This window comes from Jatrophihabitans sp., from assembly GCF_051960575.1.
Lineage (GTDB): Bacteria > Actinomycetota > Actinomycetes > Mycobacteriales > Jatrophihabitantaceae > JBQCEE01.
In genome coordinates this window covers 1-25,913 of the sequence record NZ_JBQCEE010000161.1, presented here as the reverse complement: position 1 = coordinate 25,913, position 25,913 = coordinate 1, and the positions used below count along the sequence as shown (strand labels likewise).

Here is a 25,913-nt window from a genome sequence, read left to right as displayed (position 1 = left end):
TTTGTTTGGGGTCAATCTTGCATACAACCGATAAAAAAAATAGGGCGGGGCGCGGCGCCGCCCCCCCGCGGCCGCACGCGGTCACGCACCGCAAGCTGACCCGCGACTGACGTGGCCGGGCCGCTGCCGGTCGGCGAGCCGGACGCGTCCGGGCTGCTCGACGTCGGCGACGGGCACCAGGTCTACTGGGAGACGGTCGGCGACCCCGCGGGGCCGCCGGCGGTGTTCCTGCACGGCGGCCCAGGCAGCGGCTGCTCGGTGAACCAGCGGCGGCTGTTCACGCCGGACGGGTACCGCGGCGTGCTGTTCGACCAGCGCGGGTGCGGGCGCAGTCGACCGCACGTCGCCGACCACGACACCGCGCTCGACGCCAACACCACCGACCACCTCGTCGCCGACATCGAGGCGCTGCGCGAGCACCTCGGCATCGAGCGGTGGCTGGTCTGGGGTGGCTCGTGGGGCGTGACCCTCGCGCTCGCCTACGCCGAACGGTTCCCCGAGCGGGTCACCGCGATGGTGCTCGTCGCGATCACCAACACCACGCCGGCCGAGATCGACTGGCTCTACGGCGGGCTCGGCCGCTTCTTCCCCGCCGAGTGGGCGGCGTTCCGCGCGCACGTCGGCGCCGGGCCGGACGCGTCCGGCACCGACCTGGCCCGCGCCTACGACCGGCTGCTTGATGACGCCGACCCGGCCGTGCGGCAGGCCGCCGCGCACGCCTGGTGCACCTGGGAGGACGCCGTCGTCGCGCTCGACGCCGACCGGCGCCCGCGACCGCGCGAGCCACGCGCAGCGCTGGCCTTCGCCCGGCTCTGCGCCCACTACTTCTCGCGGCACGGCTTCCTGCCCGACGGCTCGCTGCTCGCCGGTGCCGGCCGGCTCACCGGCATCCCTGCCGTGCTCGTCCACGGCCGCCTCGACCTCACCGCACCACTGGCCACTGCCTGGGCGCTCGCGCAGGCCTGGCCGGACGCGGAGCTGCAGGTAATCGACGGCGCCGGCCACGCGACCGGACCGGGGATGCATGAGGCCATCGCCGCCGCGATGCGCCGCTTCCGGGGCTGACCCCGGCGTCGACCTACTGACACCGGCTGGTCCGACTGGGCTCCGGGCGGCGCCACACAGCCCACACCGGGCCGGTCGGCCTCCGTCGACGGCCGGCGGAGGTGGGACGATCACCCGCGTGAGCCGGTTCGTGCACGAGGTGCCCATGCGGTGGTCCGACATGGACGCCTACCGGCACGTCAACAACAGCGCCTACCTCGCCTACCTCGAGCAGGCCCGCGTCGCGATGTTCTTCGACCGGCACACCGGCTTCGAGGGCGGCACGATCATCGCCCGCCACGAGATCGACTACCTGCGTCCGGTCGTCTACCACCCCGAGCCGCTGCGGGTCGAGGCGTGGATCGAGCGGATCCGCGGCGCCGGCTTCACGGTGCGGTACGAGGTGAAGGACGGCGGTGTGATCGCCGCCCGCGCGCTCACCCTCTGTGTCACCTACGACTTCGCCAACGACCGGCCGCGCCGCCTCACCGACGAGGAACGCGACGTGCTGCGCAGCTTCGGCGACGACGGGTCGCCGTGAACCGCGCCGGCGTGCTCGCCGTCCCGCGCGACCTGCTCGACGAGCTGGCACCGGCGCTGCGCCGCGCGGCGACCCTGGACGCCGCGGCGCTGGTGCGCGTGCGGTGCGACGGCCACACCGTGACGGCGCTGCTGCGGCTGCCGTTCGACGTGCTCGTTGCGCGCACCCTGCGGGCCGAACTTCCCGCCCTCGACAGCACCGTGCGGGCCGCCGAGCTGCTCGACTGGCTCGACGGCACCCGCGCCGAGCCGCCCGAGCCGCGCGACGTCGACTGGCGCGCCGGCCTGCCGCCGCAGCGGGGGTGGCGGCACGTCGAGACGGTGCCGGACGACGTGCTGCGCCCGCTCGTCCGCTCGGGCGCCCTCGCGCTGAAGGACGCGGCAGCGCGTGAGGGCGTGCCGGGGGCGCAGCCGCGCGCCGAGGTCGCAGACGCGCTGCTCGACGCCGTCGTGCTCAGCGCGACGTCCGACGACGCCACCGCCGAGGTCACCCTGCGGACCGTGAGTGCGCTGCTGCGCATGGGCTTCCTGCCCCGCGGCGGCCACGCGCACATCGACGTCAGCGGCCGGTGGACGCGCCTGGCCGCCGAGTACGGCTCGGTCTACGCCGAGCGTGCCGGCGGCCTCGGCCTGCTCTGACCACGCCGGCGGGTCGAGCGCGTCGACCCGCCGGGCATGCCGCGCCGAAGCCTGCCGCGTGACCACGCCGGCGGGTCGAGCGGATCGGCTCAGCGTGCCGTACGCACCCACACCGCGGTGTCCGGCGGCAGCGAGCCGCCGTCGACCGGCCCGGACGCGAGCAGCACCTCGCCGGCCGGCAGCGCGACCGCCTGCGTGCCGGCGTTGACGAGCACCGTGACGTCACCTCGGCGGTAGGCCAGGCAGTCGGCCGGCGCGTCGGCCCAGGCGAAGTCCGCCGTTGCGAACGAGCGCCGCAGCCGCAGCGCCGCGCGGTACAGCTCGAGCGTCGACCCGGCCCGCCCGTCCTGCGCCTCGACGGTGCACGGACCCCAGCCGGCCGGCATCGGCAGCCAGGTGTCGGCGGTGCTCGAGAAGCCGTAGGGCGGCTCGTCGCCCGACCAGGGGATCGGCACGCGCTCGCCGTCGCGGCCGCGGTCGGTGTGGTGGCTGCGCTCCCAGGTCGGGTCCTGCAGCGCGTCGTCGGGCAGCTCGACGTTCGTCAGCCCGAGCTCCTCGCCCTCGAACACGAACGCGGTGCCAGGCAGCGACAGAATCACGAGCGCACCGGCCCGCGCGCGGGCGAGCGACCCGTACCGCGTGGCGACGCGGTCGACGTCGTGGTTCGACAGCACCCACGTCGACGTCGCGCCCACGGGGGCGAGGGCGGCGAACGAGTGCTCGATCGCCGCGCGGAACTGCTCGGCGCTCCACGGCCGTTGCAGGAACTCGAAGTTGAAGGCCAGGTTGAACTCGTCCGGACGCACGTAGCGGGCGAGCCGCTCGGGCGCGACCCAGGCCTCGCCGACGGCCATGCGGTCGCCGGGGTACGAGTCGAGCACGCGCCGCATGAGCCGGTGGTACTGGTGCACGCCGTCGCGGTCCCACCGCACGTCGCCCGCGTGGGCGAGGTCGGCACCCGAGGTCAGGTGCGAGACCACCTCCGGCGCGAGGTCGGGCAGGCCCGGCTCCTTGGCCAGGCTGTTGGCGACGTCGACGCGGAAGCCGTCGACGCCGCGGTCGAGCCAGAAGCGCAGGATGCGCTCGTACTCGGCCGGCACGTCCGGGTGCTCCCAGTTCAGGTCCGGCTGCTCGGGCGCGAACAGGTGCAGATACCACGACCCGTCCGCCACCCGCGTCCAGGCGGGGCCGCCGAACGCCGACGGCCAGTTGTTCGGCGGCTGGTCACCGTCCGGCCCGCGGCCGGGCCGGAAGATGAAGCGGTCGCGCCTCGCGGGGTCGCGCAGCGCCTCCTGGAACCACGGGTGCTGGTCGGACACGTGGTTCGGCACGACGTCGACGGTGACGCGGATGCCGAGAGCGTGCGCGTCGGCGAGGAGAGCGTCGAAGTCGTCGAGCGTGCCGAACACCGGGTCGACGTCGCACGGGTCGGCGACGTCGTAGCCCGCGTCGACCATCGGCGAGCGATAGAACGGCGAGAGCCAGACGGCGTCGACGCCGAGGTCGCGCAGATACGGCAGGCGGGTGCGCGCGCCCGGCAGGTCGCCGACGCCGTCGCCGTTCGCGTCGGCGAAGCTGCGCGGATAGATCTGGTAGAAGACGGCGGTGGCCCACCACGGCCTCGCCGACAACGGCTGGTCGGACGGCTCCGCCGGGGCGGTGGCCGGGTGCTCGAGGTCGTCGGCGCGGCCGACCGGGTCGATGCTCATGCGTTCGCTGCTGGCGCGGTCACGGCATCTGCCTACCCGGTCGGCGCCGCCCCGTGGCAGGCGGGGGTCGCGTCAGCCGGGCGTGTTGCGCAGCGCGTCCGCCGCGTTGACCAGGTACTGCCAGAGCGTGTCGCGCTGGTCGGCCGGCAGCTCGAGGGTGTCGAGCGCGGCGCGCATGTGGCCCAGCCACGCGTCCCGGGCGGCCTCGTTGATCGCGAACGGGGCGTGCCGCATGCGCAGCCGCGGATGTCCCCGGGTCTGCGAGTAGGTCGTCGGACCACCCCAGTACTGGATCAGGAAGAGCGTGAGCCGGTCGGCGGCCGGGCCGAGGTCGTCCTCGGGGTAGAGGCTGCGCAGGTACGGGTCGGACGCGACACCGGCGTAGAACGCGCCGACCAAGCGGCGGAACGTCGGCTCGCCGCCGATCGCCTCGTAGAACGACTGTTCCTCGTCCCGTAACCCGCCCACGCCGCCATTGTTCCAGCGGCACCTCTAGGTTCGGACGATGGACTACGACGTGATCGTGCTCGGCCTGGGCCCGGGCGGCGAAGAGGTGGCCGAGCGGCTGGCCGAGGCGGGGCAGCGCGTGCTGGGCGTCGACCCGCACCTGGTCGGCGGCGAGTGCCCGTACTACGGCTGCATCCCGTCGAAGATGATGCTGCGCGCCGCCGGGCTGCTCGCCGAGGCGCGGCGCGTCGACGGCATGGCCGGGCACGCCGAGGTGACGCCCGACTACGCGCCGGTCGCGAAGCGCATCCGCGACGAGGCCACCGATGACTGGGACGACAAGGTCGCCGTCGACCGGCTGCGCGGCGCGGGTGCGGACTTCGAGCGCGCGGCGGGCCGACTCGCCGGACGTGACGCCGACGGCCGGCTGCAGGTGCGGGTGGGGGAGACCGTGCACACCGCGGCCCGCGTCGTCGTCGCGACCGGCACCGCGCCGGCGATCCCGCCGATCGCCGGGCTGCGCGAGCTGCGTGAGCAGGGCACCGGCACCGGCAAGGTGGTCTGGACGAACCGCGAGATCGTGCAGGCCGAGCAGCCGCCCGCGTCCCTCGTGATCATCGGCGGCGGCGCGATCGGCTGCGAGCAGGCGCAGGTGTTCGCCCGGTTCGGCACCGCGGTCACCGTGGTCGAGGCCGCGCCGCGCATCCTCATGCCCGAGGAGCCCGAGGCGTCGGCGGCGATCGCCGAGGTGTTCCGGCGCGAGGGGATCACCGTGCGCGAGGGCGTCGGTGTCGCCTCGGTCGAGGCGGGTGGCGTCGGTGCGGTCGTGCGGCTGGCCGACGGCACGGCGATCGAGGCCGAGCGGGTGCTCGTCGCGGCCGGACGGGCGCCGAACCTGCCCGACGTCGGTCTCGACACGGTCGGGCTCGACGCGGGCGCGAAGTCGCTCGCGATCGACGAGCACATGCAGGTGCAGGGTGCCGACGGCGCCGTCGACGGCCTCTACGCCGTCGGCGACATCACCGGACGCGGCGCCTTCACCCACGTCGCCGTGTGGCAGGCCCGCGCCCTGATCGACGAGTGGCTCGGCCGCGAGTCGGGCTACGGCGGCTACCACGGGCTCGCGTGGGCGACGTTCACCGACCCGGAGGTCGGTCGGGTGGGCATGACCGAGCAGCAGGCGCGCGACGCGGGGCTGACGGTGCGCACGGGTGGCGAGCAGATCTCGGCGAGCTCGCGCGGGTGGATCCACGGGCCCGGCAACGACGGCTTCGTCAAGCTCGTCGAGGACGCCGACCGCGGCGTGCTCGTCGGCGCCACGGTGGTCGCGCCGTACGGCGGCGAGATCCTCGGCCTGCTGACCCTCGCCGTGCACGCGGAGGTGCCGACCCGCACGCTGCGGACGATGCACTACGCATTCCCGACCCTGCACCGGGCGGTCGGCGACGCGGTGCGCGCCCTGGCCTAGGTCGTCTTGTCCCCCGCAGCAGTCGTCTGCGGGCCTGCTGGATGCCTGGGGCGGGGGACAAGCGGTCGTCAGGCGGGGACGGACTCCGGCTCGGCGGGGATGTCGAGGCGGTCGAGCCGGGCGCGGATGCGCTGCCGCAGCTCGCGGGCGACCCGCCACTGCTCGAGCGGCCGCACCCGGGCCACGACGCGGATCGTCGTCGAGTCCAGCGTGAGCGCCTCGACGCCCTGCACCTCGGGCTCGGCGAGGAACAGCTCGCTCCAGCCCTCCTCGGCCGACATGGTGTGCGCGACGTCGCGCATCGCCGCCGACGCGCGGGCGACGTCCGCGGCTGCAGCGATCGGGACGTCGAGGACGACCTGGGCGAAGCCCTGGCTCTTGTTGCCGACCCGCACGACCTCGCCGTTGCGGACGTACCAGACGGTGCCGTTCACGTCGCGCAGGCGGGTGGTGCGCAGCCCGACCGCCTCGACGGTGCCGGTGGCCTTCTCGAAGTCGATCACGTCGCCGACGCCGTACTGGTCCTCCATGATCATGAAGATGCCGGCGAGCAGGTCCTTGATGATGTTCTGCGCGCCGAACGCGACCGCGACGCCGATGATGGACGAGCCGGCGAGGAACGGCGCGACATCGATGCCGACCTCGCTCAGCACGGTCACGAACGCGATCATGAAGATCACGAACGAGACGCCCGAGCGCAGGATGGACGCGACCGCCGCCGCCCGTTGCGCGCGGCGTTCGTGCAGGCGTCCGGACTCGGCGAACAGATTCGTCGCGAACGACTGGTGCCGCAACCGGCGCAGCACGGGCGGCACGCCGCCCTGCTCGACCGGCCGCACCATCCGGTTGATCATCCGGTGCAGCAGCGCCCGCACCACGAACGCGACGACGAGCACGATCAGGATGCGCGCGGGGATCTCGATGATCCACCGGCTGTGCTGTTCGAGGTACTGCGGCAACGAGGTCGTGGTGGGGCGGTCGGGCTTGATCACGGGCGTCCACCCTGCCATCCGCGGCACGCCGAGGCGTGCAACGACGCGAAAGAGTGTGCGTTCCGTCGCCCCGTCGGGTTCACTGGGGTGGTTCGGAGGTTCATCGCATGGGCGCAGCACTGGTGCTCAACGCGACGTACGAACCCTTGTGCGTCGTGCCGCTGCGGCGCGCCGTCGTGCTCGTCCTGGCCGGCAAGGCGGTGGTCGTCGAGACGACCGACGACGTGATGCACTCGGCGTCGTTGATCGTGCCGGTGCCGACGGTCGTGCGGCTCGCCCGCTACGTCCGCGTGCCGTACCGGCGTGAGGTGCCGCTCACGCGGCGCGCCGTGCTCGAGCGTGACGCGCACATCTGCGTCTACTGCGGCGTGAAGGCCGACACGATCGACCATGTGCGGCCGCGGTCGCGGGGCGGTGCCCACATCTGGACGAACGTGGTCGCCGCCTGTGCCCGGTGCAACCACCGCAAGGGCGACCGGCTGCTGTCCGAGCTCGGCTGGCACCTCGCGACGCCGCCGCGCCAGCCGCCGGCGAGCCTGGCCCTGCTGCACGGGTGGTCGGCGCGCAATCCGACGTGGAGCCAGTACCTCGGGCTCGGCGGCCTGGGCGGTCTCGGCGGAGAGGGTGCTGAGGTGGTCGCGCCTGCCGTCTGAGCGGCGGCGCCGGTTCGCTAATCTGGGGTCAATCCCTGCGAAGCGAGGACGGGCATGACTGTCTGGCAGACCATCGGTGTGTTCGGGGGCATCCCCCTGGGCATCATCGCGCTCATCACCTTGGCGGTGTACGCCAAGGACCTGACCCGGTCGCCCAACCGCTACCGCCCGGGCAAGCCGTGGAACTTCGCGCCGGCGTGGTTCGTGCCGCACCCCGACGCCGTCGTCCAGACGGTGCCGACCAACCGCCAGCTCGAGGGCGTCGTCGCGTCCTCGACGACCGCCGTGGGAGGTGCCAGCGGTGAGTGGTGAGGTCGCGCTCCGCGGTCCGGAGCTCCAGTTCGGCCCCAAGGGCACGCACGACCCGAACGAGCCGTTCACGGCGACGCAGCTGACCCGCCTCGATGAGGCGCTCACGCTGTCCAGCCGCGAGACCGGTCTGGTCTTCTCGATCTACGTCGGTGAGCTGCAGGCGCCGACCCGGGGTCACGCCGAGGCGCTGTTCGAGCGGCTCAACGACAACTCGGTGCTGCTCGCCGTGTCGCCGGGCCAGCGGGCCCTGCACATCGTCACCGGCCCCGAGTCGTCGCAGCGCCTGCCGAACCGGGCCTGCGCCCTCGCCGCGCTCGCCATGCGGGCGTCGTTCGCCAACGGCGACCTCACCGGCGGCCTCGTCGCCGGCCTCCGCTCGCTGGCCGACTACGCGGGCAACACCAAGGCGCACTGACGTCGTTCAGTACGAAGCCCCGGTCCCGACGGACCGGGGCTTCGTCGTCGTGAGGCCCCGCGCGTCCCGCCGGATCTTCATGCCCTGGTCGGGTCAGGGGTTGCCTGCGGCATCACGATCCGGCTGAGGCCCGCGTCGTCAGCACATGCCGAGCAGGTGCTGCAGGTTGTTGCAGGTGGGGCTGGACGATCCGCCGCTCGGCGGTGGGGTGGTCGTCGAGCCGCCGCCGGACGGAGGCGTCGACGTCGTGCCCGACGAGGTGGGCGCGGGCGTGGTGCCGGTCGGGGCCGGGGTGCGGGTGGAGGTGGGCGCCGGCGCCGTCGAACCGCCGGTGGACGACCCGCCCGGGCGCGGCGCGCTGGAGCTGCCCGACTTCGACCCGGTCGTGCCGCCCTTGCTCGTGCCGCCCTGCTTGGTGCCCTTCTTGCCGCCCGAGCCGTCGACCGCGGTCGGGTCGCCGGGGTTGGCCGGAGGCACGTAGCCGGTGTCGACCACGGTGGGCAGCTGGCCCTTGGTGATGCCGACGATCGGGATGCCGGTCACCCGCAGACCGCGGTGGTAGGCGTCCGCGAGCGCGAGCACCTGCGCCAGGTAGGTCGAGTTGTGGTTGTAGGCGAGCACCGCCCGGGTCTGGCCCGCCGTGCCGCGCAGGTCGCCGCCGGCCGCGCACAGGTACCGGGCGGTGCCGAGGGCCGCGTCGTTGATGTTGAAGATGTCGGCCTTGCCGTCGCCGTTCGCGTCCGCGCCGTAGATCGACCAGGTCGACGGGATGAACTGCATCGGGCCGAGGGCGTGGGCGTAGACCGCGTCCCCGTCGAGCTCCAGCCCGTTGCCGGGGGCCGGGATGTAGTCCCAGTGCTTGCCGTCGAGCGCCGGGCCGATGATCTTCGGGGTCGAGACGCCGTCGTTGTGCAGCACGGCGCCGTTGAATGTGCCGTGATTCGACTCGACGCGGCCGATGGCGGCGATGAGCGACCAGTCGATGCCGCAACTCGGCTCGACGTTGGCCATGCGGGCCGCCGCGACGCGGTACGCGTTGAGCGCGACGCTCGGGATGCCGTTGGCCGCGAGGCCGCTGATGGCGGCGGGGTCGGCCGGCGCGGGGGCCGAGCGCCGCGGTGCGGTGCTGCCCTTCGCGCTGCCGTGCGGCGCTGCGGTCACCGGGTCGAGCGGCGGCGGCAGTTGGGCGACCGGTGCCGGCGTGTAGGCCGTCGTCGCCGCGACCCGGGCGGCGGCGGGGTGGTGCTTCGCGGCGGGCGACGACGCGACCGCGGCGACGCTGAAGAGCACGACGCCGGCCGCGATCGACCCGGCCGCGGTGCCACGGACGGCGCGCGGGTGCCGCTTCAGCCAGGCCGCGATGCCCGGCGCGGCGAGCGGCTCGTCCGCGACGGGCGCGAGCGCGGGGTCCGGCAGCCGCAGCGACGCGGGGTCGAGCAACACCGTCTCGCCCAGGATCAGTGGCGGCTGCTCGAGGATCGCCAGGGGGTCCGGCAGGACTCCCGGACGCGGGCGGGGGGCTTGCAGCACAGTGCGGGACGCACGGCGCAAACGCATGAGGAGCAACCCTTCGGCTGGGGTGACCGGCATGACGTCCAACGAATCGGCAACCCGTTGGTTACGTGTGAGTTACCGTCCACTTTGCCCGATTCTGCACCGCGTGTCACCGCCGGGTCAGCCGATCGGGCGCGGAGGGTGACGAATCCCCCGATCGGGTGACGGATCGCCCCGTCGCGTGACGGCGCGACACGCCATCACCCGCGCGTCCGATCCGTCACCGGACGCGGGATCCGTCACCGGATCCGAGATCCGTCACCCGGCGCACGGGTCAGCGGGTGGATGCGTCCCGGTCGACCGCACGGGCGGCGAGGGCGCGCAGCACGTCGGCCCGGCCCTCGGACACCAGCCGGCGCAGCGCCGACGGGTGGTCGCCGGCCAGGAAGGCGTCGGCCGCGGCCACGGTGTCCTGCGAGATCGTCGACGACCACGTCGGGAACAGCCCGACCACGACGTTCTGGGCGAGCTCGCTCGTGCGGCGCTGCCACACGTCGGCCACCTCGGCGAAGTACCGCTCGCGGTACGGCGCCACCAGGTCGCCCTGCGTCGGGTGCGTGAAGCCGCCGATCACCGCCGCCTGCATCGCGTTCGGCAGGGTGTCGTCGTCGACGGCGAGCCGCCACGCCTCGGCCTTGGCCTCCGGCGTCGGCTGCAGCGCCCGCGCGGTGGCGGCGTTGCGGCGTCCGGCCGCCGACGGGTCGCGCTCGAGCTCGGCCTCGATCTGCTCAAGCCCGAGCCGGCCGTGCGCCGACAGCGTCTGGACGACGGCCCAGCGCAGGTCGTGGTCGACCGCCAGCCCGACGGGCGTCGTCGAGCCGTCGAGCCAACCTGCGACGAGGTCGAGGTGCTCGTCGCTGCGGGCCGCGCCGAGCAGGGTGTGCGCCCACGCGAGCTGGTGGTCGGAGCCCGGCTCGGCGGCGTCGAGCGCCGTCCGCGCGGCGTCGGCCAGTGCCGCGTAGCCCTGCGGCGACCACTCGGGGTCGGCGTAGATCTCGAGCGCGCGCAGCGCCTGGCGGGTGAGCGACTGCAGCACGCCGATGTCGGTCTCGGCCGGGGCGCCGGCCACGACGAGGGCGACGTAGTCGCGCGTCGGCAGCTCGCCGTCGCGGGTCATGTCCCACGCCGACGACCAGAGCAGCGCCCGCGGCAGCGCGTCGGCGAGCTTGGCGATGCCGCCCTCGCGCAGCGTGCGCAGGCTGTGCTCGTCCAGGCGCAGCTTGCAGTAGGTGAGGTCGTCGTCGTTCACGAGCAGCAGCGCCGGCTGCCGCACGCCGACCAGTTCGGCGATCGGGGTGCGCTCGGCGGTCACGTCCAGCTCGATTCGCTTCGTGCGCACCAACGCGCCGTCCTGCTCGTCGTAGAGGCCGACGGCGAGGCGGTGCGGGCGGATCGTGTTCGTCGTCGCGACCTCGTCCGGCGCCGACTGGACGAGCTCGAAGGACGTGTACGCGCCGTCGGGGCCGACCTCGAACTCGGGACGGATCGTGTTGATGCCCGTCGTCTCGAGCCACGCCTTCGACCAGTCGCCGAGGTTGCGCCCCGACGACTGCTCGAGGTGCCGCAGCAGGTCGGCGAGGGTGGTGTTGCCGTACGCGTGCTCGGTGAAGTACGTGCGCAGGCCGGCGAGGAACGCGTCGACGCCGACGTACGCGCCGAGCTGCTTGAGCACCGAGGCGCCCTTGGCGTAGGTGATGCCGTCGAAGTTCACCTCGGCGGTCTGCACGTCCGGGGCGTCGGTGGCGATCGGGTGCGTCGAGGGCAGCTGGTCCTGCCGGTACGCCCACGTCTTCTCGACGTTGGCGAACGTCGCCCAGGCGTCCTTCCAGCGGGTGGCGCTCGTCTGGCAGAGCACGGACGCGTAGGTCGCGAACGACTCGTTGAGCCACAGGTCGTCCCACCAGCGCATGGTGACGAGGTCGCCGAACCACATGTGCGCCATCTCGTGCAGGATCGTCTCGGCGCGGCGCTCGTAGCGCGCGTCGGTGACCTTGCTGCGGAAGACGTAGTCCTCGCGGAAGGTCACGCACCCGGCGTTCTCCATCGCGCCGGCGTTGAACTCGGGCACGAAGAGCTGATCGTACTTGTCGAAGGCGTAGCGCACACCGAAGTTGGCGTGGAACCAGTCGAAGCCCTGCTTGGTGATGGTGAACAGCTCCTCGGCGTCGAGGTGCTCGGCGAGGGTCTTGCGGCACCACAGGCCGAGGTCGATGCCGTCGTGCCGGTCGGTGACGACGTGGTACGGCCCGGCGACGAGCGCGGTGATGTAGGGCGACATGCGCGCGGTCGTGGCGAAGTGCAGTGTGCGGCCCGCGGCGAGGTCGTCGGTCGACTCGACGCGGCCGTTCGACGCGACCTGCCAGTGGTCGGGGGCGGTGACGTGGAAGGTGAACTCGGCCTTGAGGTCCGGCTGGTCGAAGCAGGCGTACATGCGCTTGGCGTCGGCCGTCTCGAACTGCGAGTACAGGTACACCTCGCCGTCGAGCGGGTCGACGAAGCGGTGCAGGCCCTCGCCGGTGTTCGTGTAGAGCAGGTCGGCGTCGACGACCAGGGTGTTGTCGGCGGCGAGGCCGTGCAGCGCGATGCCGTCCTCCGGCTTGTAGCCGCTGACGTCGACCGGCTCGCCGTTCAGGGTGACGGCGTGGAAACGGTCGGCGATGACGTCGATGAAGGTGTCCGCTCCTGGCGTCGTGGCCGTGAACCGCACCGTCGTCGTCGACCGGAACGTGCGCTCCGACGGCTTGCCGCCGCCGTCGGTCAGGTCGAGCACGACGTCGTAGGACTCGACGCGCAGCAGCGCGGCGCGCTCGGTCGCGTCCTGGCGGGTCAGGTTGGGGACGGCCACGGGCTGATCACTCCTGGTGGGACGATGCTTGCTGGCTGGAACCGTTGCCCGGCGCGGTGCGAACGGGTCTGCTGACGAGTCTTACAGACGAGAGGAATCGACCGTGGCGACATTGCGCGTTGGCGACGAGGTGCCAGATTTCGAGCTGCCCGACCAGACCGGCACCCCGCGTCGGCTCTCGCAGCTGCTGCTCGGCGGCCCGGTCGTGCTGTTCTTCTACCCGGCCGCGATGACCGCCGGGTGCACCAAGGAGGCCTGCCACTTCCGCGACCTGGCCAAGGAGTTCGCGAACGCGCACGTGCAGCGGGTGGGGATCAGCGCCGACTCGGTCGAGAAGCAGAAGCAGTTCGCCGACACGCACTCGTTCGACTACCCGCTGCTGTCCGACAGCGAGGGCACGGTCGCGAAGATCTTCGGCGTCGCCCGCGGCAGCATCGGCAAGAAGCTCGGCGCGCCGGTGAAGCGGTGGACCTTCGCCATCGGCACCGACCGCAAGGTGGTCGCCGCGATCCACAGCGAGGTCAACATGAACACCCACGCCGACGAGGCGTTGAAGGCACTGACCGCGAAGGTCTGACATGGGTACGGTGGTTGACATGACCTCCACCGAAACCCGAGAGACCGTCGGCTTCTGGTTCGACCCGCTGTGCCCGTTCGCCTGGGTCACGTCGCGCTGGATCCTCGAGGTCGAGCAGCACCGCCCGCTCGACCTGAGCTTCCACGTCATGTCGCTCGCCGTGCTCAACGAGGGCCGCGACCTGCCCGAGGACTATCGCAAGATGATGGACGCGGCATGGGGCCCCGTGCGCGTCTGCATCGCCGCCGAGCAGCAGCACGGCAACGCGGTGCTGCGTGACCTCTACACCGCGCTCGGCACCAAGCGGCACAACGAGGGGCGCGAGCTCGACCGCGGCGTGATCAAGGAGGCGCTCACCGAGGTCGGGCTGCCGGCCTCGCTGGCCGACGCCGCCGACGACGCGAGCCTGGACGAGCCGCTGCGGAAGAGCCACCACGAGGGCATGGACCCCGTCGGCATGGACGTCGGCACCCCGGTCATCCGCATCGGCGACGTGTCCTTCTTCGGACCGGTCATCACCCGCATCCCGCGCGGCGAGGAAGCGCTGCAGATGTGGGACGGCGCGAAGCTGCTCGCGTCCAACCCGTACTTCTTCGAGCTCAAGCGCACCCGCACCGAGTCGCCGCGCTTCACCGACTGACGTGCGTCTGTTCCACCTCGTCGACCCGCGCGAGTGGGCGGCCGCGGTGACGGCGGGGCACTACGCCCCGCCGTCGCTGGCCGCCGAGGGGTTCGTGCACCTGTCGTTCGCCGAGCAGGTGGCCGGCTCGGCGAACACGCACTACCCGGCGGCCGCGCGCCTGGTGGCCGTCGAGTTCGACGACGCGTCGGTCGCCGCCGACCTGCGGGCCGAGGACAGCTACGGCTCGGGCACGGCGTTCCCGCACGTGTACGCGCCGCTCGACCCGTCGCTCGCCGTGGCCGTGCACCCGCTCGCCCGCGACGCGGGCGGCGCGTGGGTCTTCAGCGCCCCGGACCGAACCGGTCGCGCATCGAGGGATCGCTGAGCCACCACGGCTGGTCGCGGTCCGGCCGGTCGTCGTCGGCGCGGCGCCTGTCGCCGCGGGCGATCCGTTCGGCCTCGAGCACCGCGTCGACGGACGCAGCCTCCCGCGCGTCCGCCCGCAACCAGCGGCGGAACACGAGCAGCAGGAACGGCAGGTCGATGATCTCGGCCATGCACCAGACGATGTTGCCGGCGAGCTGCTGATCCTTGATCGGACGCGGGCTCCAGCCGTAGGTCGCGCGGTGGTCGAAGAAGCTCGTCACCAGCGTCGTGTGCAGCCGCAGGGCGATGCCGGGCACGGCGTCGAGCACCAGCTCGAAGGCGCCGATCGCCAGCGAGAGGCCGACGGCGAGCGAACCCGCTTCGTCCTCGGGGCCGACCAGCGGCAGCACCATCAGCGCGCCGACGACCACCAGGGCGAGCTGCAGGAGCCAGGCCACCGCGGTGTGCGCCACCGCCCACGCCGGCAGGGGGCCGAAGAAGAGCACGGCCGAGAGCACCGGGACGAGCGCCGGTCCCACGAGCGGGTTCGCGAGCACCCGCAGCGGCCGCGACTGCAGCGCCCGTGCCACCGGTGAGCCGGGCGGGGCGAGGTGCAGCAGCCCGCCGCCGAGCAGCAGCACCGGCACGACCAGCCACAGCAGCAGCTGCTGCGCCGTCCAGACCCAGAACAGGCCGTGCCGGTAGACCTCGAACCAGCCGCAGGTCAGCCAGACGAACAGCGCCAGACCGAGGCCGAAGGCGACCGACCGGCGCAGGGGCCACCGCCGGGCGCGACGCGCACCCGTCGTGTACAGGCCGGCGACGAGCACCGCGACCACGACGGCGACCGGCTGCACCGTCCAGTGCGATAGCAGACCACCCCAGCTCGGTGCGGGCAGCGCGGCGGTCATGACGCCATGGTCCCAGTTCTCGAGTGGCGCCGATCGGACATGTCGGTCAGAGTGATCGACGGCTCTGAAAGTGGAACCTGTTCTCGTCGTGTCCGGGAGACCCCTCATGCGCCTGCGCGCCCTGGCTGTCGCCGCCCTCGCCCCGTCGCTCGTGCTGGCGGCCACCCTCTCGGGCGGTGGCGGCGCCGGTGCAGCGACCGGTCCGGGCTATCGCGTCGGCGACTACGCCGACGGGCAGGCGATGAGCATCCTGCCGCCCGGCGAGAACGGCCTGGTCAACGCCGTCGACGCCCTGCTGTTCGAGACGACGGGGACGCGCCCCGCGAACAGCCAGGACCAGCTCGGCAAGTACGACACCCTGCTGCACGGGGCGCCGTCGCTCACCGACGCCGGGCTGTCGTCGTACTTCGACGACGAGTCGTTCGGCGTGCGCGACGCCGATGTCGTGCGCACCGAGCAGCCCGAGGCCGGCGTCACCGTCTACCGCGACAAGCAGGACGTGCCGCACGTCTACGCGAACACCGACCAGACCCTCGCGTTCGGCGCCGGCTACGTGCAGGCCGAGGACCGCCTGTTCCTCATGGACGTGCTGCGCCACTACGGCTCGGGCACGCTCGCGTCCTTCCTCGGCCCGTCGTGCAGCTACGAGCAGATGGACCACGACCAGCTGCTGCTCGCGCCGTACACCGCGGCCCAGGCGACCGCGCAGGTGGACGCGCTGCCCGCCGAGTACGGCGCGCAGGGCACGCTGGCGAAGTCGATGATCGAGAACTACGTGGCCGGCGTGAACGCCTACATCGCGAACACGCTGCTCGACCCGACCAAGCTGCCCGCCGACTACGCCGCGGCGCTGCCCGGCCTGCTGCCGACCCCGTGGACGGTGGCCGACGTCGTGTCGGTCGCCGGGCTCATCGGCGGCATCTTCGGCAAGGGCGGCGGCGCCGAACTCGCCAACGCCCAGCTGCTCGAGTACCTGCAGCAGAAGTTCGGCACGGCCGCCGGGCTCGCCGCGTTCCGGCAGTTCCGCACGGCGAACGACCCGCTCGCGCCGACGACGGCCGACACGACCTTCCCCTACGAGCAGCCGGGCACGATCGACCCGTCGACCACGGCGATGCCCGACTACCAGGCCCCGGTGACGGGTGGGCCGGTCGCGACGGTGGCGGGTTGTGCCGGCTCGTCGTCGACCTCGCCGATCCCCGCCGCCATCGTCGGCTCGCTCGCGCAGCTGCCGAAGCACATGTCCAATGCGCTCGTCGTCAACGGCGACCGTGCCGTCGGCGGCCACCCGATCGCGGTCTTCGGGCCGCAGGTCTCGTACTTCGCGCCGCAGATCCTGTCGCTGCTCGACCTGCACTCGCCCGACTACTCGGCCTACGGGGCGTCGTTCCCGGGCACCGGTCTGGTCGAGCTCGGCCGCGGCGCCGACTACGCGTGGTCGGCGACCTCGGCGGGCAGCGACCTCATCGACACCCGGCTCGAGCAGATCTGCAACCCGTCCGGTGGCGCGCCCGCCGCGCAGGGCACCTCGTACCTGTACGACGGGCAGTGCGTGCCGATGACCACCGAGCACTTCACCGAGCTCGCCCTGCCGAAGCCGACCGCGCTCGCGGCGCCGGCCACGCTCGACCACGTCATCCACCTGACCCGGCACGGCGTCGTGCAGGGGTGGACGACCTCGGGCGGCAAGCCGGTCGCGGTCGTGCGGCAGCGCTCGACCTACGGCCACGACGTCGACTCGGTGGTCGGCTTCCTCGGCTTCGGCCAGCCGGCGCGGACGCACGACGTCACGTCGTGGATGGCGAACGCGGCGCAGATCGACTTCACCTTCAACTGGTTCTACGTCGACGACCGCGACACCGGCTACTACGTCAGCGGCCTCGACCCGGTGCGGCCCCCGGGCGTCGACCCGGACCTGCCCGTCTGGGGCACCGGGAACGCCGAGTGGACGGGCTACCTGCCGGCGTCGCAGCACGTGCACGAGATCGACGCGCCGGGCGGCTTCTTCGTCAGCTGGAACAACAAGCCGGCGCCGGGCTTCGCGGCGGCCGACGACCAGTACGGCTACGGCCAGGTGTACCGCTCGACGCTGCTCGTCGACCAGCTCGAGGCCCGCCTCGCCGCCGGCCCGGTGACGCGCGCCCAGGTCGTGCAGGCGATGGAGGCGGCGGCCTCGCAGGACCTCGACGCCGTCACCGTGCTGCCGCTGCTGCTGCAGTACCTCCACGGACGTGAGGAGCCGGCCGGTGTGACCGCGATGCTGCAGCAGCTGTCGGGCTGGGTCGCGTCCGGCGCCCATCGCATCACCGCGACCGAGGGTGACGCGCAGTACGCGTCGGCGGCGGCGGTGGCGATCAGCGACGAGCTGATCCCCAACCTGATCCGGGCGCTGTTCGACGGCGTGCTCGCGGACGGCGGGGTGTCCGACAACGGCTACCCGGTGCTGCCGATGGCCTTCGTCGACCGGCCCAGCGACCACAAGGGCAGCTCGTACGACGGTGGCTGGGACGGCTACCTCGTCAGCACGCTGCAACAGCTGGTGGGGCAGCACCCGGTCGACGGGTTCGGCGGGGCCATCACGGCGCACGAGTGCGGTGGGGGACAGTCGACGTGCGCCGGCTCGATCGACGCGGCACTGCAGCGCACCTACGACGCGCTGGTCACCGCCAACGGGTCGTCCGACGTCGCGACGTGGACGGCCTCGACCGCCTCGAAGGCGGCCGGGCTGCCGATGCCGCAGTTCGACGCCATCCACTTCCAGGCGCTCGGGCTCATCGGCCAGCCGGCGATCGAGTGGCAGAACCGCCCGACCTTCCAGCAGGTCGTGCAGTTCCCGCGGCACCGGGCGCGGTAGCCGCGCACGCCACGCCGCCCGCCGGGCCGCTCGTCAGTGCGAGGCCGGCGGCGTCCAATTGCGGCGGACGAGCTGCACGTTCGCCTCGGCCCAGGCGAGGTCGTCGTCGGTCGGGCGGTTGACGTCGCGTCCGCGCAGGGCACCGTCGACGCCGAGCTGCGACGTGCCGGCGCCGACGAGGTCGCGCAGCGCGTGGTCGGGGTCGTTCGACCGTCGGCGGCCCCGTCTCGCCGTGTTCGGGGCGGGGTCGGCCGATCCGCCCGGTGGGCCCGCGACCGGTGTCGTCGCGGGTGGGGTGGGGGGTGCCGTCGCGGCCGGAGGCCGGCGGCGCCGCCGTCTGGCCGCGCCGCGTTCCTCCGGCGCCGAACCCGCTTCGGACACCGTCGCCTCAGCTCAGCGCGAGCATCTCGATGAGCGTGCGGGCGGCCTGCCCGCCGTCCTCGATCGCCATGGCGAGCGCCGTCGGCACGTCCAGGTCCTCGAGCAGCCGGGCGGGGATGGCGGCCGAGCCGCTGAGCGCGGCGTCGGGACGCGCCGCGGCGGCGTAGAGGTCGTCGAGCTCGGCCGCGGCGGCGTCCAGGGCGTCGCGCGACCAGTTCCACGGCTCGGCCCACGGCCGGTCGAGGATGAGCAGGCGCAGCGCGGCGGCCGGGTAGTCGGCGAGCAGGTCCTCGACCAGGACGAGGTTGCCGGTCGACTTCGCCATCTTCTCGCCGCCGACCATGACCGTGCCCGCGCGCAGCCAGGCGCGGGCGAACGGCATGACCCCGGTCGCGGCCTCGGCGAGTTCGGCCTCGGCCGCGTGGTGCGGGAAGGCGAGGTCGGCGCCGCCGCAGTGGATGTCGACCGACGGGCCGTAGAGCGCGAGCACCATCGCCGCGCACTCGGCGTGCCAGCCCGGGCGTCCCTTGCCCCACGGGCTCGGCCAGCTCACCTCGTCGTCGGCCGTCTCCTGCCACAGCACGACGTCGAGCGGGTCGTCCTTGTCCGGGTCGTCCGGGTGGTCGTGGTACTCCTCGGCCCGGGCGAGCGCCTCGGCGCGATCGATGCCGGCGCGCAGGTACGCGCTGCCCGTGCGCGCGTAGACGGTGCCGCCGCGCACGTACGCGCGCTCCTGGTCGAGCAGGGCGCTGGCCAGGGCGATGACGTGGCCGATGTGGTTGGCCGCGCTGGGCTGCAGGTCGGGCGTGCGCACCCGCAGCGTCGTCATGGTCGCCTCGAACGCCGCGCGCTGCAGGGTGGCCAGCATGGTCGGCGACTCGCCCCGGCGCCGGGCCTCGGCGAAGAGCACGTCGTCGACGTCGGTGATGTTGCGGGCGATGCTCACCGTGTGCCCGTGCCAGCTGAGCACGCGGTCGAGCGCGTCGGCCCACACGTAGGTCGCGGCGTGGCCGAGTTGCGTCACGGCGTACGGCGTGATGCCGCAGACGTACATGCGCACCCGGCCGACCATGGGCAGCAACCGGCCGCCGAGTTGCAGCCGCATCGGGGGACCGGTCAACCGCGACGTGTGCACGGGGCCATCCTGTCATCCCCGGCGGCACGGGCCGGGACGGTCACAACGGTGCCCGCGACCAGTCGATCACCATCGACACCGTCGCGACGTCGTCGTCGCCGTGCATCGCACCGCCGCTCGCCGCGAGCAGTGCCCGGTAGGCCTCGTTGTCGGCGCGGGCGAGCCCGGTGAAGCCGGTGATCCCGCACTCCTGGGCGCGGGTGGCCAGGGCCCACAGCAGTTCGCGGCCCACCCCGGCGCGTCGCCACCCCGGCGCCACGACCAGCCGCAGGATCGCGGTGTCGCCCTCATCGACCCGGGCGTACCGGGCCATGCCGACCGCCCGGCCCGCGTCGAAGGCCAGCAGCGTGAACCGGTGCACGTAGTCGGCCTCGACGACCTCGCGCACCCGCTCGGCCACCGACCGCTCGCTGGGCTCGGGCAGCGCCTGCGGATCGGTCGACAGCAGCGTCTCGGTCAGCAGCGTCGTGTCGGTCGGCAGCACCGGACGCACCAGGAGGCGACGTCCGTCGGGCAGCAGCATGGTCTGCCGGTACTCGGCGGGGTAGCCGTCGGGCACCGACCCGGGGGATGGGCGGCGACGCACGATGATCAGTCTCCTCCACCCGCTATCCTCGACAAGCACCGATTTCGGACGGTGCACCCGCGGGCGTAGCTCAATGGCAGAGTCTCAGTCTTCCAAACTGATGGTGCGGGTTCGATTCCCGTCGCCCGCTCCGGCTGAAAGCCCCGGATTTCCTGGGCTGTAGCCACTTCTGATGATCATGCATGATCGTTGATCATGGCTGAGTCCGCAAAAAGTCCGCATGATCTTGGACGCGCATCGTCACCAGACGTCAACCTGGAGGACCAAGCAGGGGCTGTTCGAATAGCCGGACGAGCGCTCGGACCCGACGTCTGCGACCTACGCGGGAAGGTCCCGATCAGGTCGCCGATGACGACCGGAGCGGCCGGATCACCGACGCCGGCAGCGCGATCGCGGCTGGGTCGAGCGCGGCCCGTGCCGCGTCCATCCGATCCGCGACCTCGTCCAGACGGTCGGCGTAGAGGTGGCCGTACAGGTCCAAGGTCATGGTGGCGCTGGCGTGACCGAGCATCGTCTGTACGACCTTGACGTCCGCGCCGGACGCGATCGCAAGTGACGCCGCCGTGTGCCTCAGGCCGTGGGGAGTCAGCCCGTCGAGGCCCGCTGCGGCGACCGCAGGCTGGAAGATCCTTCGACGGAAGTGGCTCAGCCGTAGGGGAGCGCCGGTGACCCCGGTGAAGACCAGATCGTCCAGTTGCTTGTCCTGAACCATCACCGCGAGGTCGTCGACGAGGAAGCGCGGGATGGGGACGTCGCGCGTCCGGTGCGTCTTCGGCTCGGTTAACACCAGCCGGCCGGCGACCTCGGTCATCGACTCACTGATCGTCGCCCTGCGGCGGAGCAGATCCAGCCGCCCGACCCGAAGCGCCGCCATCTCGCCGTACCGCACGCCGGTATACGCGAGGAAGAGGACGACCGTCCGGTGTGCTCCTGCGGCAGCGGCCAGCCGCTCGACCTCGGCCATGGTCAAGTACCGCTTCTGACTTCGACCGACACGAGGCAGCGGGACGTGCTCGGCCGGATTCCGCGCGACTCGTCCAGAACGCACCGCGAGCTTCATGATCTGCGAGAGCGCCCCATGGGCGGCTCGAGCCCTCGAAGCCGAGAGCCCTCGCGCTGTCATCGACGCCATCCAGATCGTGACGTCTTCATGCTTGAGCCTGTTGAGCGGCGTCGCGCCCCACGTCGGAAGAATGTGCGCCTGTAGCAGGCTCTCGTAATCGCGCCGCGTCGATGGCTTGAGGTCGACCTTGCTGTCCAGCCAGAGCTGCGCCCATTCGCCGACGGTGATTCGACCGGCCTTCGGGTCGACGTAGGTTCCCGTCTGCAGAGCACTGGTGATGTCGTCGAGCCAGTGCTGCGCATCGACGCGACGAGCGAAGTGTCGTGTGACCTCCTGGCCGTCCGGATCGCGATAGCGTGCTCGCCATGAGCCATTCGGGCGCTTGGCAATGCTGGCCATTTCATTCCTTTGCAGATTTTTCGATTCTGGCGGCCGGCGCCTCCCTCCAAAACCGAGGTGAGCGATTCCTACATGCGGCCGAGCGTTGACGTACTGGAACAAGTCTTCGCTGCGGAGTGGCTCGGCGAGCTTGTTCAGCTCGAGTGGAACACGCGGAGGTACTTCGATGCGAGGGCACGTTGCAAGGTCCATGACGGCAAGCGGCGGGCATTCGCGGCCTGACCCAGCTTGACGGCAATTGACGGCCGCCGATCTCGCGGGTTACGCATCGCTACCTTTGCACGCCCCTTCCTCGAGTTGGACGTATCGACCGTCGCTGCTTCTGCTCAAGCGTCAGGTCCTGCGGGTCAGACAGGGCGAGATGTGCGGCGAACTGGTGCGCGTCGTCCAAGGCACGAGTGAGCCGGTCGGCGTGGCTTGACGCCGCGTGAAGGGCGCCGACAACGTGTCCAGCCAGAAGGCCCGGGTCGCGTCCGTCGTCCGCCGAGAGGGACCCGTCGGCGTTCCGTGTGGCCAGCCAGCGACTGAGTTGCAGAACGAGTTGGGGGAGACCTTGAGCGGCCCGTTCGAGGTCGGCCACCACCTGACACAGCTCGCTGGGAGTTTCGAAGGCGTCGAGTTGCCTGGTGCGCAGGTTCAGTGCGCGTATTGCTTCCCCGGCCTGCTCACCGAGTTCGGGCAAGTCCAAATTCGCCGGCCTCGCGGCGGACTGTTCGCGGTCCGAAGTCATGTCGCGCCGTTCCCAGTCCCTGCGGTCCCGTCGCCGTCGCGGCTGTTGCGAAGCTGCTGCTCCAGCCAGGCGTCGATGTCGATGCGGCGGTACTTCGCGTGCCGGCCGATCTTGAAGCTGTGCGGGCCGATTCCGGTATGTCGCCACCAGCGCAGGGTGGCGATCGGGACGCCGAGGGCGTGGGCGGCGGTGGTGATGTCGAGCAGTTCGTCGGTCATGCAGTCCTCCGGTTGGTGTTGGTCACCTCCAGAGGTGGATTGAGGCCGTTTCCCGGACATCGGTGCTGTCGAGGGCTTTCGGCTGCGGCTGAACGGGGGAGGCGGCGGTGCAAACAGCCGTGCGCTTCCAACGACGTCCGGTAGGTAGGAACGCCGGTCGGGCGGTAGGTAGGTGCGTGGTCGGGCAGATAGTTGCGGCGCCGCGGGCGGGTGCTCAGTGGCGCTCCCACAAGGCGTGCGCGGTGTCGAGCCGCCGGCCGCGTTCGGCGACCGCCGCCAGCGCGGCACGGAGCGAGGCGGCGAGCGGGTCGAGGTGCTCGTTCGCGATGGGAGCAGGCCCCGCTACCTGGTGTCTGAGCAGCTCGAGTTGGTCGATCCAGCCTGGACCGTCGGCCGGCACGGCGGCGACCAGCCGATCGACCACCTGCACGGCGGCCTAGCCGGAACGGGCGGCGCGTTGCTGCTCCCATGCGCGGTGCCGGCACGTGGCGGAGCACCACTTCGGGATCGGCCCCCGAGCGCGAACCGAGACAGGTCCGCCGCACCAGCCACACGCGACGTTCTGGCCGGGGAGACGCCGGCCGTGTGCGAGTTGGTCGGTCGGCGGCCGCCGTTGCGGCCAGCGACCCCTCCCGGCTCGTCGCGGCTGCCTCCTCGCGCCGTTCCCACGAACCCGCTCCGCCTCCTGACGCCGCACGCGCTCATGCACCAGCGCATCGCGCTGCCGAGCCTGCCTGCGAGCCACCTCGACAGCACACACCCTGGAACTTGTCACAACAAGATGGACACACCTCTTGCATCGCCCGTGATATGGGCGTGAGTTGCTCCCGAGGCGCATCTACCTAGCCACATCGGTCGGCCGTTGGTGCTGATCCGATCGGTCCGACCCGCCGACGTCGACGCCTGCGAGGGCAGAGGCGCGAACACCACGCGAGATCAACTCTTCCGGCCATTGCCCCGTGACAGCGGTGGGCTTTCCGGTTGCCCGCGACCTCACTCGAACCGCGACCTCACAGCTGCATCACCGGCGATGCAGCGGGTGTGTCGGTTCGTGATCTTGTTCCTTCGGCCTGTCGAACGGTCTGACGGTGCGCTCGGGCCGTGTGGTCGCCGGGCGGGTAGGTAGGTCGGCTGAACGAGGTGTCAGGAGGTGGTGCGAGGCGGTGGGCACGGGAGCCGGCCGCCGCGCGGGCCCGCCGGGATGCCGCGTTGCCGGACTCGGCATCAAGGGACGCTTCGCGATCGCCCGGTCGGCGTTCGACCCGGGCCGGGCTCGTGACGCTGTCGCCTCGAGCCGATGGGCGAGGCAGGATGGCGATGTGGAGACGGAGCGGGCGCAGGCGGTGCGGTCCGCGCTTGTGAGTGGCGACGGCGTGGCGGCGCTGCGGCTCGCGCGGGAGCTGGGTCTTGAGGGGCTGCTGCAGCGGGTCGGTGAGTTGGTGTTGGTCGCGCTGGCCGGCGACGCGGTCGCTGCCGGGCCGTTCGCGCGGCGTTGCGTGGCGGCGCTGCGCCGGCGCGGTGTGCCGGGCGACCAGGAGTTGGCCGACTCGATCGACGCCGCCCTGGGTGTCTCGGACGGCGTTCCCGCGCTGACGCCGCTGGCGGCGGATCTCGACATGCTGGCGGAGCTGCTCGACGGTGGCCCGGATAGTGAGGGCGGGCGACTGGACCTGACGACGGGGGAGAGCTGGCCGGAGTACACCTTCGACCCCGGCCTCGGTCTGCTCGACGAAGACGAAGAGGATGAGGACGAAGACGCGCCGAAGGATGACGGACGGTGGCTGTACGTCGAGTCGTACGGTTCGAGGTACGCCTACCGCGACATGGTCGACTTCGCTGCGACGCGAAGCGACGAGCGGCTCCGGCGTCGCCTCGAGTTCGCGCTTGATGGCCGCGGAGCGTTCGGCCGCTTCAAGGACGCGCTGTTCGACCGGCCTGAGGACCGCGAGGAGTGGTACGACTTCTCCGAAGACCGCCGCGCCGGCCGGGCCCGCGAATGGCTCGCTGACGCTGGCTACCGCGCCGTCCCGCGCACTGGCGCCTTTTGACTTGCTGACGCCACGCCGTCACGACCGGCGGACAGAATTTGTTGGCCGTCGAAAGAATCGAATGTTGTCCCACGGCATTCAACGAAAGCACTCGACTGCATTGCGCCGGTGTTTCTGGCTACCAATCGGTAGCATACGTGCCGAGAATTTGGTCGCTCAGTAATCGTTGATTGATGTAGTGACGAATCTCCGGTGCGCACGGCGTGCGTGTCGGCCTGCGGCTTGGAGCCTGCGGGGTTCACGGGTGCGGGAAGCAAGGCGGACGGCGGCGCCGAAGGGCAGAGTTCGGGCGCAGGCTCACGCCACGGGCGGATGGCCGCAATGCCAACCTGCTCCCGTCGCTCCGGCGGGGCAGCAGAGCTGCGGAGCGCCTCGGCGTCCGTGCCGTCACTCACTCATCAGAAGCGCTCGACCGTGGTGCCGCGAGTGCTCGACCATGCCGACCCGAGTGCACGACCACGCCGACCCGAGTGCACGACCATGCCGAAGGTCGAGCGATTGACCGCTGGCGAAATCAAGCCGGTGAGTGAGGTCGCCACATAGGCTTCGCACGTGCGGCGTCCAGTTACCCCCGGGCCTGAGGAACGTGTGCTTGTCCGAAGCGGGGGCACGATGAGACTGCGGATTCAGGTGGGCCGAGAACTCCGAGGCGGAACGCGCCGACCAGGCTATGCAATCGTCGAGTGGGCCGGTCAGGTTGGGCATCCGTCGTCCTACGGCCTTCTCGGAGGTGCGCTGTCGGACGTGCCCCGAATTAGCCTTCAAGACTCGGGAGCGCATTTCAGGGAAGCGCTAGCAGCAACAGCCGATGATGTTCGCTGGGGGTTACCAAGCGAGTACAGGGAAGCCGTTCTGGCCCTGCTGAGCGACCAACCTCAGCCGGTCACGATCAGCAGGTCCGCCTACGGCGTTGTCGGCTCATCAGTGCTCGCATTCCGGTCTGTCGCGCTGCTCCTCTGCCGAGTGCTCGCCTCTGGCCTGCCGAGGAGCGACCAAGACGTCTGGAAGCTACGTGATCAGTGCTGGAATTCCGCTGGCTGAGCGCACCCGCCCGACCCATGCCGCTGTCGTCGCGGAGCGCGACCATGCCGCTGTTGTCGCGGAGCGCGACCATCAGCGTGACGCGGCGGGAGCGTGGGCGGGTAGGGCGGTTCGCGGTCGCACTTTGTGCTGGTAGGTGGCGCAGGATGCAGTCGTGGTGATGTCGTGGCTGGTCGGTTACCGGGATGTGCTGCGAACTCCGAGAGCTGTGTTGTTCAGCGGTTCGGCAGCGCTGGCTGTCCGTGGCCATGAAAAAGTCCCCACTGGTGGCCGGATCGCGGTCCCCACTGGTGGCCAGTTAGAAGTCCCCACTCCTCGCGTGTCCTGCCCAGGGTGAGAGGCCCTGCGCGGTGACGGTGCTGGT

The 25,913-nt window shown here is 71.9% G+C and carries 24 protein-coding genes and 1 tRNA gene; 13 read left to right on the top strand and 12 right to left on the bottom strand.

The window, feature by feature from the left end:
- Positions 1 to 111 precede the first annotated feature (111 nt).
- The 3 genes from pip to ACTHMS_RS09305 all read left to right on the top strand — a co-directional run bounded on the left by pip (position 112) and on the right by ACTHMS_RS09305 (position 2,223).
- A complete protein-coding gene (gene pip, locus ACTHMS_RS09315; RefSeq protein ID WP_440306381.1) occupies positions 112 to 1,065 on the top strand; it encodes a prolyl aminopeptidase in 954 nt (317 codons plus the stop codon).
- A 118-nt stretch (positions 1,066 to 1,183) separates the two neighbouring features.
- Positions 1,184 to 1,585 carry an acyl-CoA thioesterase gene (locus ACTHMS_RS09310; RefSeq protein ID WP_440306380.1) on the top strand — a complete coding sequence of 134 codons (402 nt, stop codon included), beginning with the start codon at positions 1,184 to 1,186 and terminating at the stop codon, positions 1,583 to 1,585.
- Positions 1,582 to 2,223, top strand: coding sequence for a hypothetical protein (locus ACTHMS_RS09305; protein WP_440306379.1), 642 nt, complete (start codon positions 1,582 to 1,584; stop codon positions 2,221 to 2,223). The genes ACTHMS_RS09310 and ACTHMS_RS09305 overlap by 4 nt, the downstream gene beginning before the upstream one ends.
- 89 nt (positions 2,224 to 2,312) lie before the next feature.
- Here the strand turns inward: ACTHMS_RS09305 and ACTHMS_RS09300 are convergent, their stop codons facing one another.
- Both ACTHMS_RS09300 and ACTHMS_RS09295 read right to left on the bottom strand, forming a co-directional pair.
- Positions 2,313 to 3,932 carry a glycoside hydrolase family 13 protein gene (locus ACTHMS_RS09300; RefSeq protein ID WP_440306378.1) on the bottom strand — a complete coding sequence of 540 codons (1,620 nt, stop codon included), beginning with the start codon at positions 3,930 to 3,932 and terminating at the stop codon, positions 2,313 to 2,315.
- 72 nt (positions 3,933 to 4,004) lie between these two features.
- Positions 4,005 to 4,400, bottom strand: coding sequence for a globin (locus ACTHMS_RS09295; RefSeq protein WP_440306377.1), 396 nt, complete (start codon positions 4,398 to 4,400; stop codon positions 4,005 to 4,007).
- A gap of 37 nt (positions 4,401 to 4,437) precedes the next feature.
- Between ACTHMS_RS09295 and ACTHMS_RS09290 the strand changes: the two genes are divergently transcribed.
- The gene (locus tag ACTHMS_RS09290; protein ID WP_440306376.1) at positions 4,438 to 5,847 is read left to right on the top strand and encodes a dihydrolipoyl dehydrogenase family protein; all 1,410 of its coding nucleotides are present in this window, start codon (positions 4,438 to 4,440) and stop codon (positions 5,845 to 5,847) included.
- A 68-nt stretch (positions 5,848 to 5,915) separates the two neighbouring features.
- Here ACTHMS_RS09290 and ACTHMS_RS09285 read toward each other — a convergent pair whose 3' ends face one another.
- A complete protein-coding gene (locus tag ACTHMS_RS09285; protein WP_440306375.1) occupies positions 5,916 to 6,839 on the bottom strand; it encodes a mechanosensitive ion channel family protein in 924 nt (307 codons plus the stop codon).
- Positions 6,840 to 6,946: 107 nt separating this feature from the next.
- Between ACTHMS_RS09285 and ACTHMS_RS09280 the strand changes: the two genes are divergently transcribed.
- The 3 genes from ACTHMS_RS09280 to ACTHMS_RS09270 are packed head-to-tail and all read left to right on the top strand — an operon-like array spanning position 6,947 to position 8,219.
- Positions 6,947 to 7,492, top strand: coding sequence for an HNH endonuclease (locus ACTHMS_RS09280; protein ID WP_440306374.1), 546 nt, complete (start codon positions 6,947 to 6,949; stop codon positions 7,490 to 7,492).
- A gap of 54 nt (positions 7,493 to 7,546) precedes the next feature.
- Positions 7,547 to 7,804, top strand: coding sequence for an aa3-type cytochrome oxidase subunit CtaJ (gene ctaJ, locus ACTHMS_RS09275; protein ID WP_440306373.1), 258 nt, complete (start codon positions 7,547 to 7,549; stop codon positions 7,802 to 7,804).
- Positions 7,794 to 8,219 (top strand): DUF5130 family protein, encoded by a 426-nt coding sequence (locus ACTHMS_RS09270; protein WP_440306372.1) that lies wholly within the window; start codon positions 7,794 to 7,796, stop codon positions 8,217 to 8,219. Before ctaJ ends, ACTHMS_RS09270 begins: the two co-directional genes overlap by 11 nt.
- Positions 8,220 to 8,357: 138 nt before the next feature.
- On the opposite strand, the gene ACTHMS_RS09265 is transcribed toward ACTHMS_RS09270, so the two are convergent.
- Both ACTHMS_RS09265 and pepN read right to left on the bottom strand, forming a co-directional pair.
- Positions 8,358 to 9,776: a lytic transglycosylase domain-containing protein gene (locus ACTHMS_RS09265; protein ID WP_440306371.1), complete on the bottom strand. Its 1,419-nt coding sequence runs from the start codon at positions 9,774 to 9,776 to the stop codon at positions 8,358 to 8,360.
- A gap of 271 nt (positions 9,777 to 10,047) precedes the next feature.
- Positions 10,048 to 12,618, bottom strand: a complete 2,571-nt coding sequence (pepN, locus tag ACTHMS_RS09260; RefSeq protein ID WP_440306370.1) for an aminopeptidase N — start codon at positions 12,616 to 12,618, stop codon at positions 10,048 to 10,050.
- A gap of 112 nt (positions 12,619 to 12,730) precedes the next feature.
- On the opposite strand from pepN, the gene ACTHMS_RS09255 reads away from it, so the two are divergent.
- From ACTHMS_RS09255 to ACTHMS_RS09245, 3 genes are read left to right on the top strand one after another with little or no spacing between them, the layout of a single operon-like run.
- The gene (locus ACTHMS_RS09255) at positions 12,731 to 13,195 is read left to right on the top strand and encodes a peroxiredoxin (protein ID WP_440306382.1); all 465 of its coding nucleotides are present in this window, start codon (positions 12,731 to 12,733) and stop codon (positions 13,193 to 13,195) included.
- Positions 13,196 to 13,214: 19 nt separating this feature from the next.
- Complete coding sequence (locus ACTHMS_RS09250; RefSeq protein ID WP_440306369.1) at positions 13,215 to 13,835, top strand: DsbA family protein; 621 nt, start codon at positions 13,215 to 13,217, stop codon at positions 13,833 to 13,835.
- Position 13,836: 1 nt separating this feature from the next.
- A complete protein-coding gene (locus ACTHMS_RS09245; protein WP_440306368.1) occupies positions 13,837 to 14,202 on the top strand; it encodes a DUF952 domain-containing protein in 366 nt (121 codons plus the stop codon).
- Here the strand turns inward: ACTHMS_RS09245 and ACTHMS_RS09240 are convergent.
- A complete protein-coding gene (locus ACTHMS_RS09240; protein WP_440306367.1) occupies positions 14,159 to 15,094 on the bottom strand; it encodes a cytochrome c oxidase assembly protein in 936 nt (311 codons plus the stop codon). The genes ACTHMS_RS09245 and ACTHMS_RS09240 overlap by 44 nt on opposite strands.
- A 106-nt stretch (positions 15,095 to 15,200) precedes the next feature.
- On the opposite strand from ACTHMS_RS09240, the gene ACTHMS_RS09235 reads away from it, so the two are divergent.
- On the top strand, positions 15,201 to 17,948 hold the full coding sequence (locus ACTHMS_RS09235; RefSeq protein ID WP_440306366.1) for a penicillin acylase family protein: 2,748 nt from the start codon (positions 15,201 to 15,203) through the stop codon (positions 17,946 to 17,948).
- Between the two features lie 33 nt (positions 17,949 to 17,981).
- Here the strand turns inward: ACTHMS_RS09235 and ACTHMS_RS09230 are convergent, their stop codons facing one another.
- From ACTHMS_RS09230 to ACTHMS_RS09220, 3 genes are all read right to left on the bottom strand, one after another.
- A complete protein-coding gene (locus tag ACTHMS_RS09230; RefSeq protein WP_440306365.1) occupies positions 17,982 to 18,329 on the bottom strand; it encodes a hypothetical protein in 348 nt (115 codons plus the stop codon).
- Between the two features lie 7 nt (positions 18,330 to 18,336).
- Complete coding sequence (locus ACTHMS_RS09225; RefSeq protein ID WP_440306364.1) at positions 18,337 to 19,434, bottom strand: cysteine--tRNA ligase; 1,098 nt, start codon at positions 19,432 to 19,434, stop codon at positions 18,337 to 18,339.
- Positions 19,435 to 19,504: 70 nt separating this feature from the next.
- Complete coding sequence (locus tag ACTHMS_RS09220; protein ID WP_440306363.1) at positions 19,505 to 20,050, bottom strand: GNAT family N-acetyltransferase; 546 nt, start codon at positions 20,048 to 20,050, stop codon at positions 19,505 to 19,507.
- Between the two features lie 59 nt (positions 20,051 to 20,109).
- Between ACTHMS_RS09220 and ACTHMS_RS09215 the strand changes: the two genes are divergently transcribed.
- Positions 20,110 to 20,180 (top strand) — tRNA-Gly (locus tag ACTHMS_RS09215).
- Between the two features lie 207 nt (positions 20,181 to 20,387).
- Here the strand turns inward: ACTHMS_RS09215 and ACTHMS_RS09210 are convergent.
- The 3 genes from ACTHMS_RS09210 to ACTHMS_RS09200 form a co-directional block, all read right to left on the bottom strand.
- A complete protein-coding gene (locus ACTHMS_RS09210) occupies positions 20,388 to 21,512 on the bottom strand; it encodes a tyrosine-type recombinase/integrase (RefSeq protein WP_440306362.1) in 1,125 nt (374 codons plus the stop codon).
- A 726-nt stretch (positions 21,513 to 22,238) separates the two neighbouring features.
- The gene (locus ACTHMS_RS09205; RefSeq protein ID WP_440306361.1) at positions 22,239 to 22,460 is read right to left on the bottom strand and encodes a helix-turn-helix transcriptional regulator; all 222 of its coding nucleotides are present in this window, start codon (positions 22,458 to 22,460) and stop codon (positions 22,239 to 22,241) included.
- A 214-nt stretch (positions 22,461 to 22,674) separates the two neighbouring features.
- Positions 22,675 to 22,890 carry a hypothetical protein gene (locus tag ACTHMS_RS09200; protein ID WP_440306360.1) on the bottom strand — a complete coding sequence of 72 codons (216 nt, stop codon included), beginning with the start codon at positions 22,888 to 22,890 and terminating at the stop codon, positions 22,675 to 22,677.
- A gap of 889 nt (positions 22,891 to 23,779) precedes the next feature.
- Here ACTHMS_RS09200 and ACTHMS_RS09195 point away from each other — a divergent pair.
- Complete coding sequence (locus tag ACTHMS_RS09195) at positions 23,780 to 24,508, top strand: UPF0158 family protein (RefSeq protein WP_440306359.1); 729 nt, start codon at positions 23,780 to 23,782, stop codon at positions 24,506 to 24,508.
- Positions 24,509 to 25,913 lie beyond the last annotated feature (1,405 nt).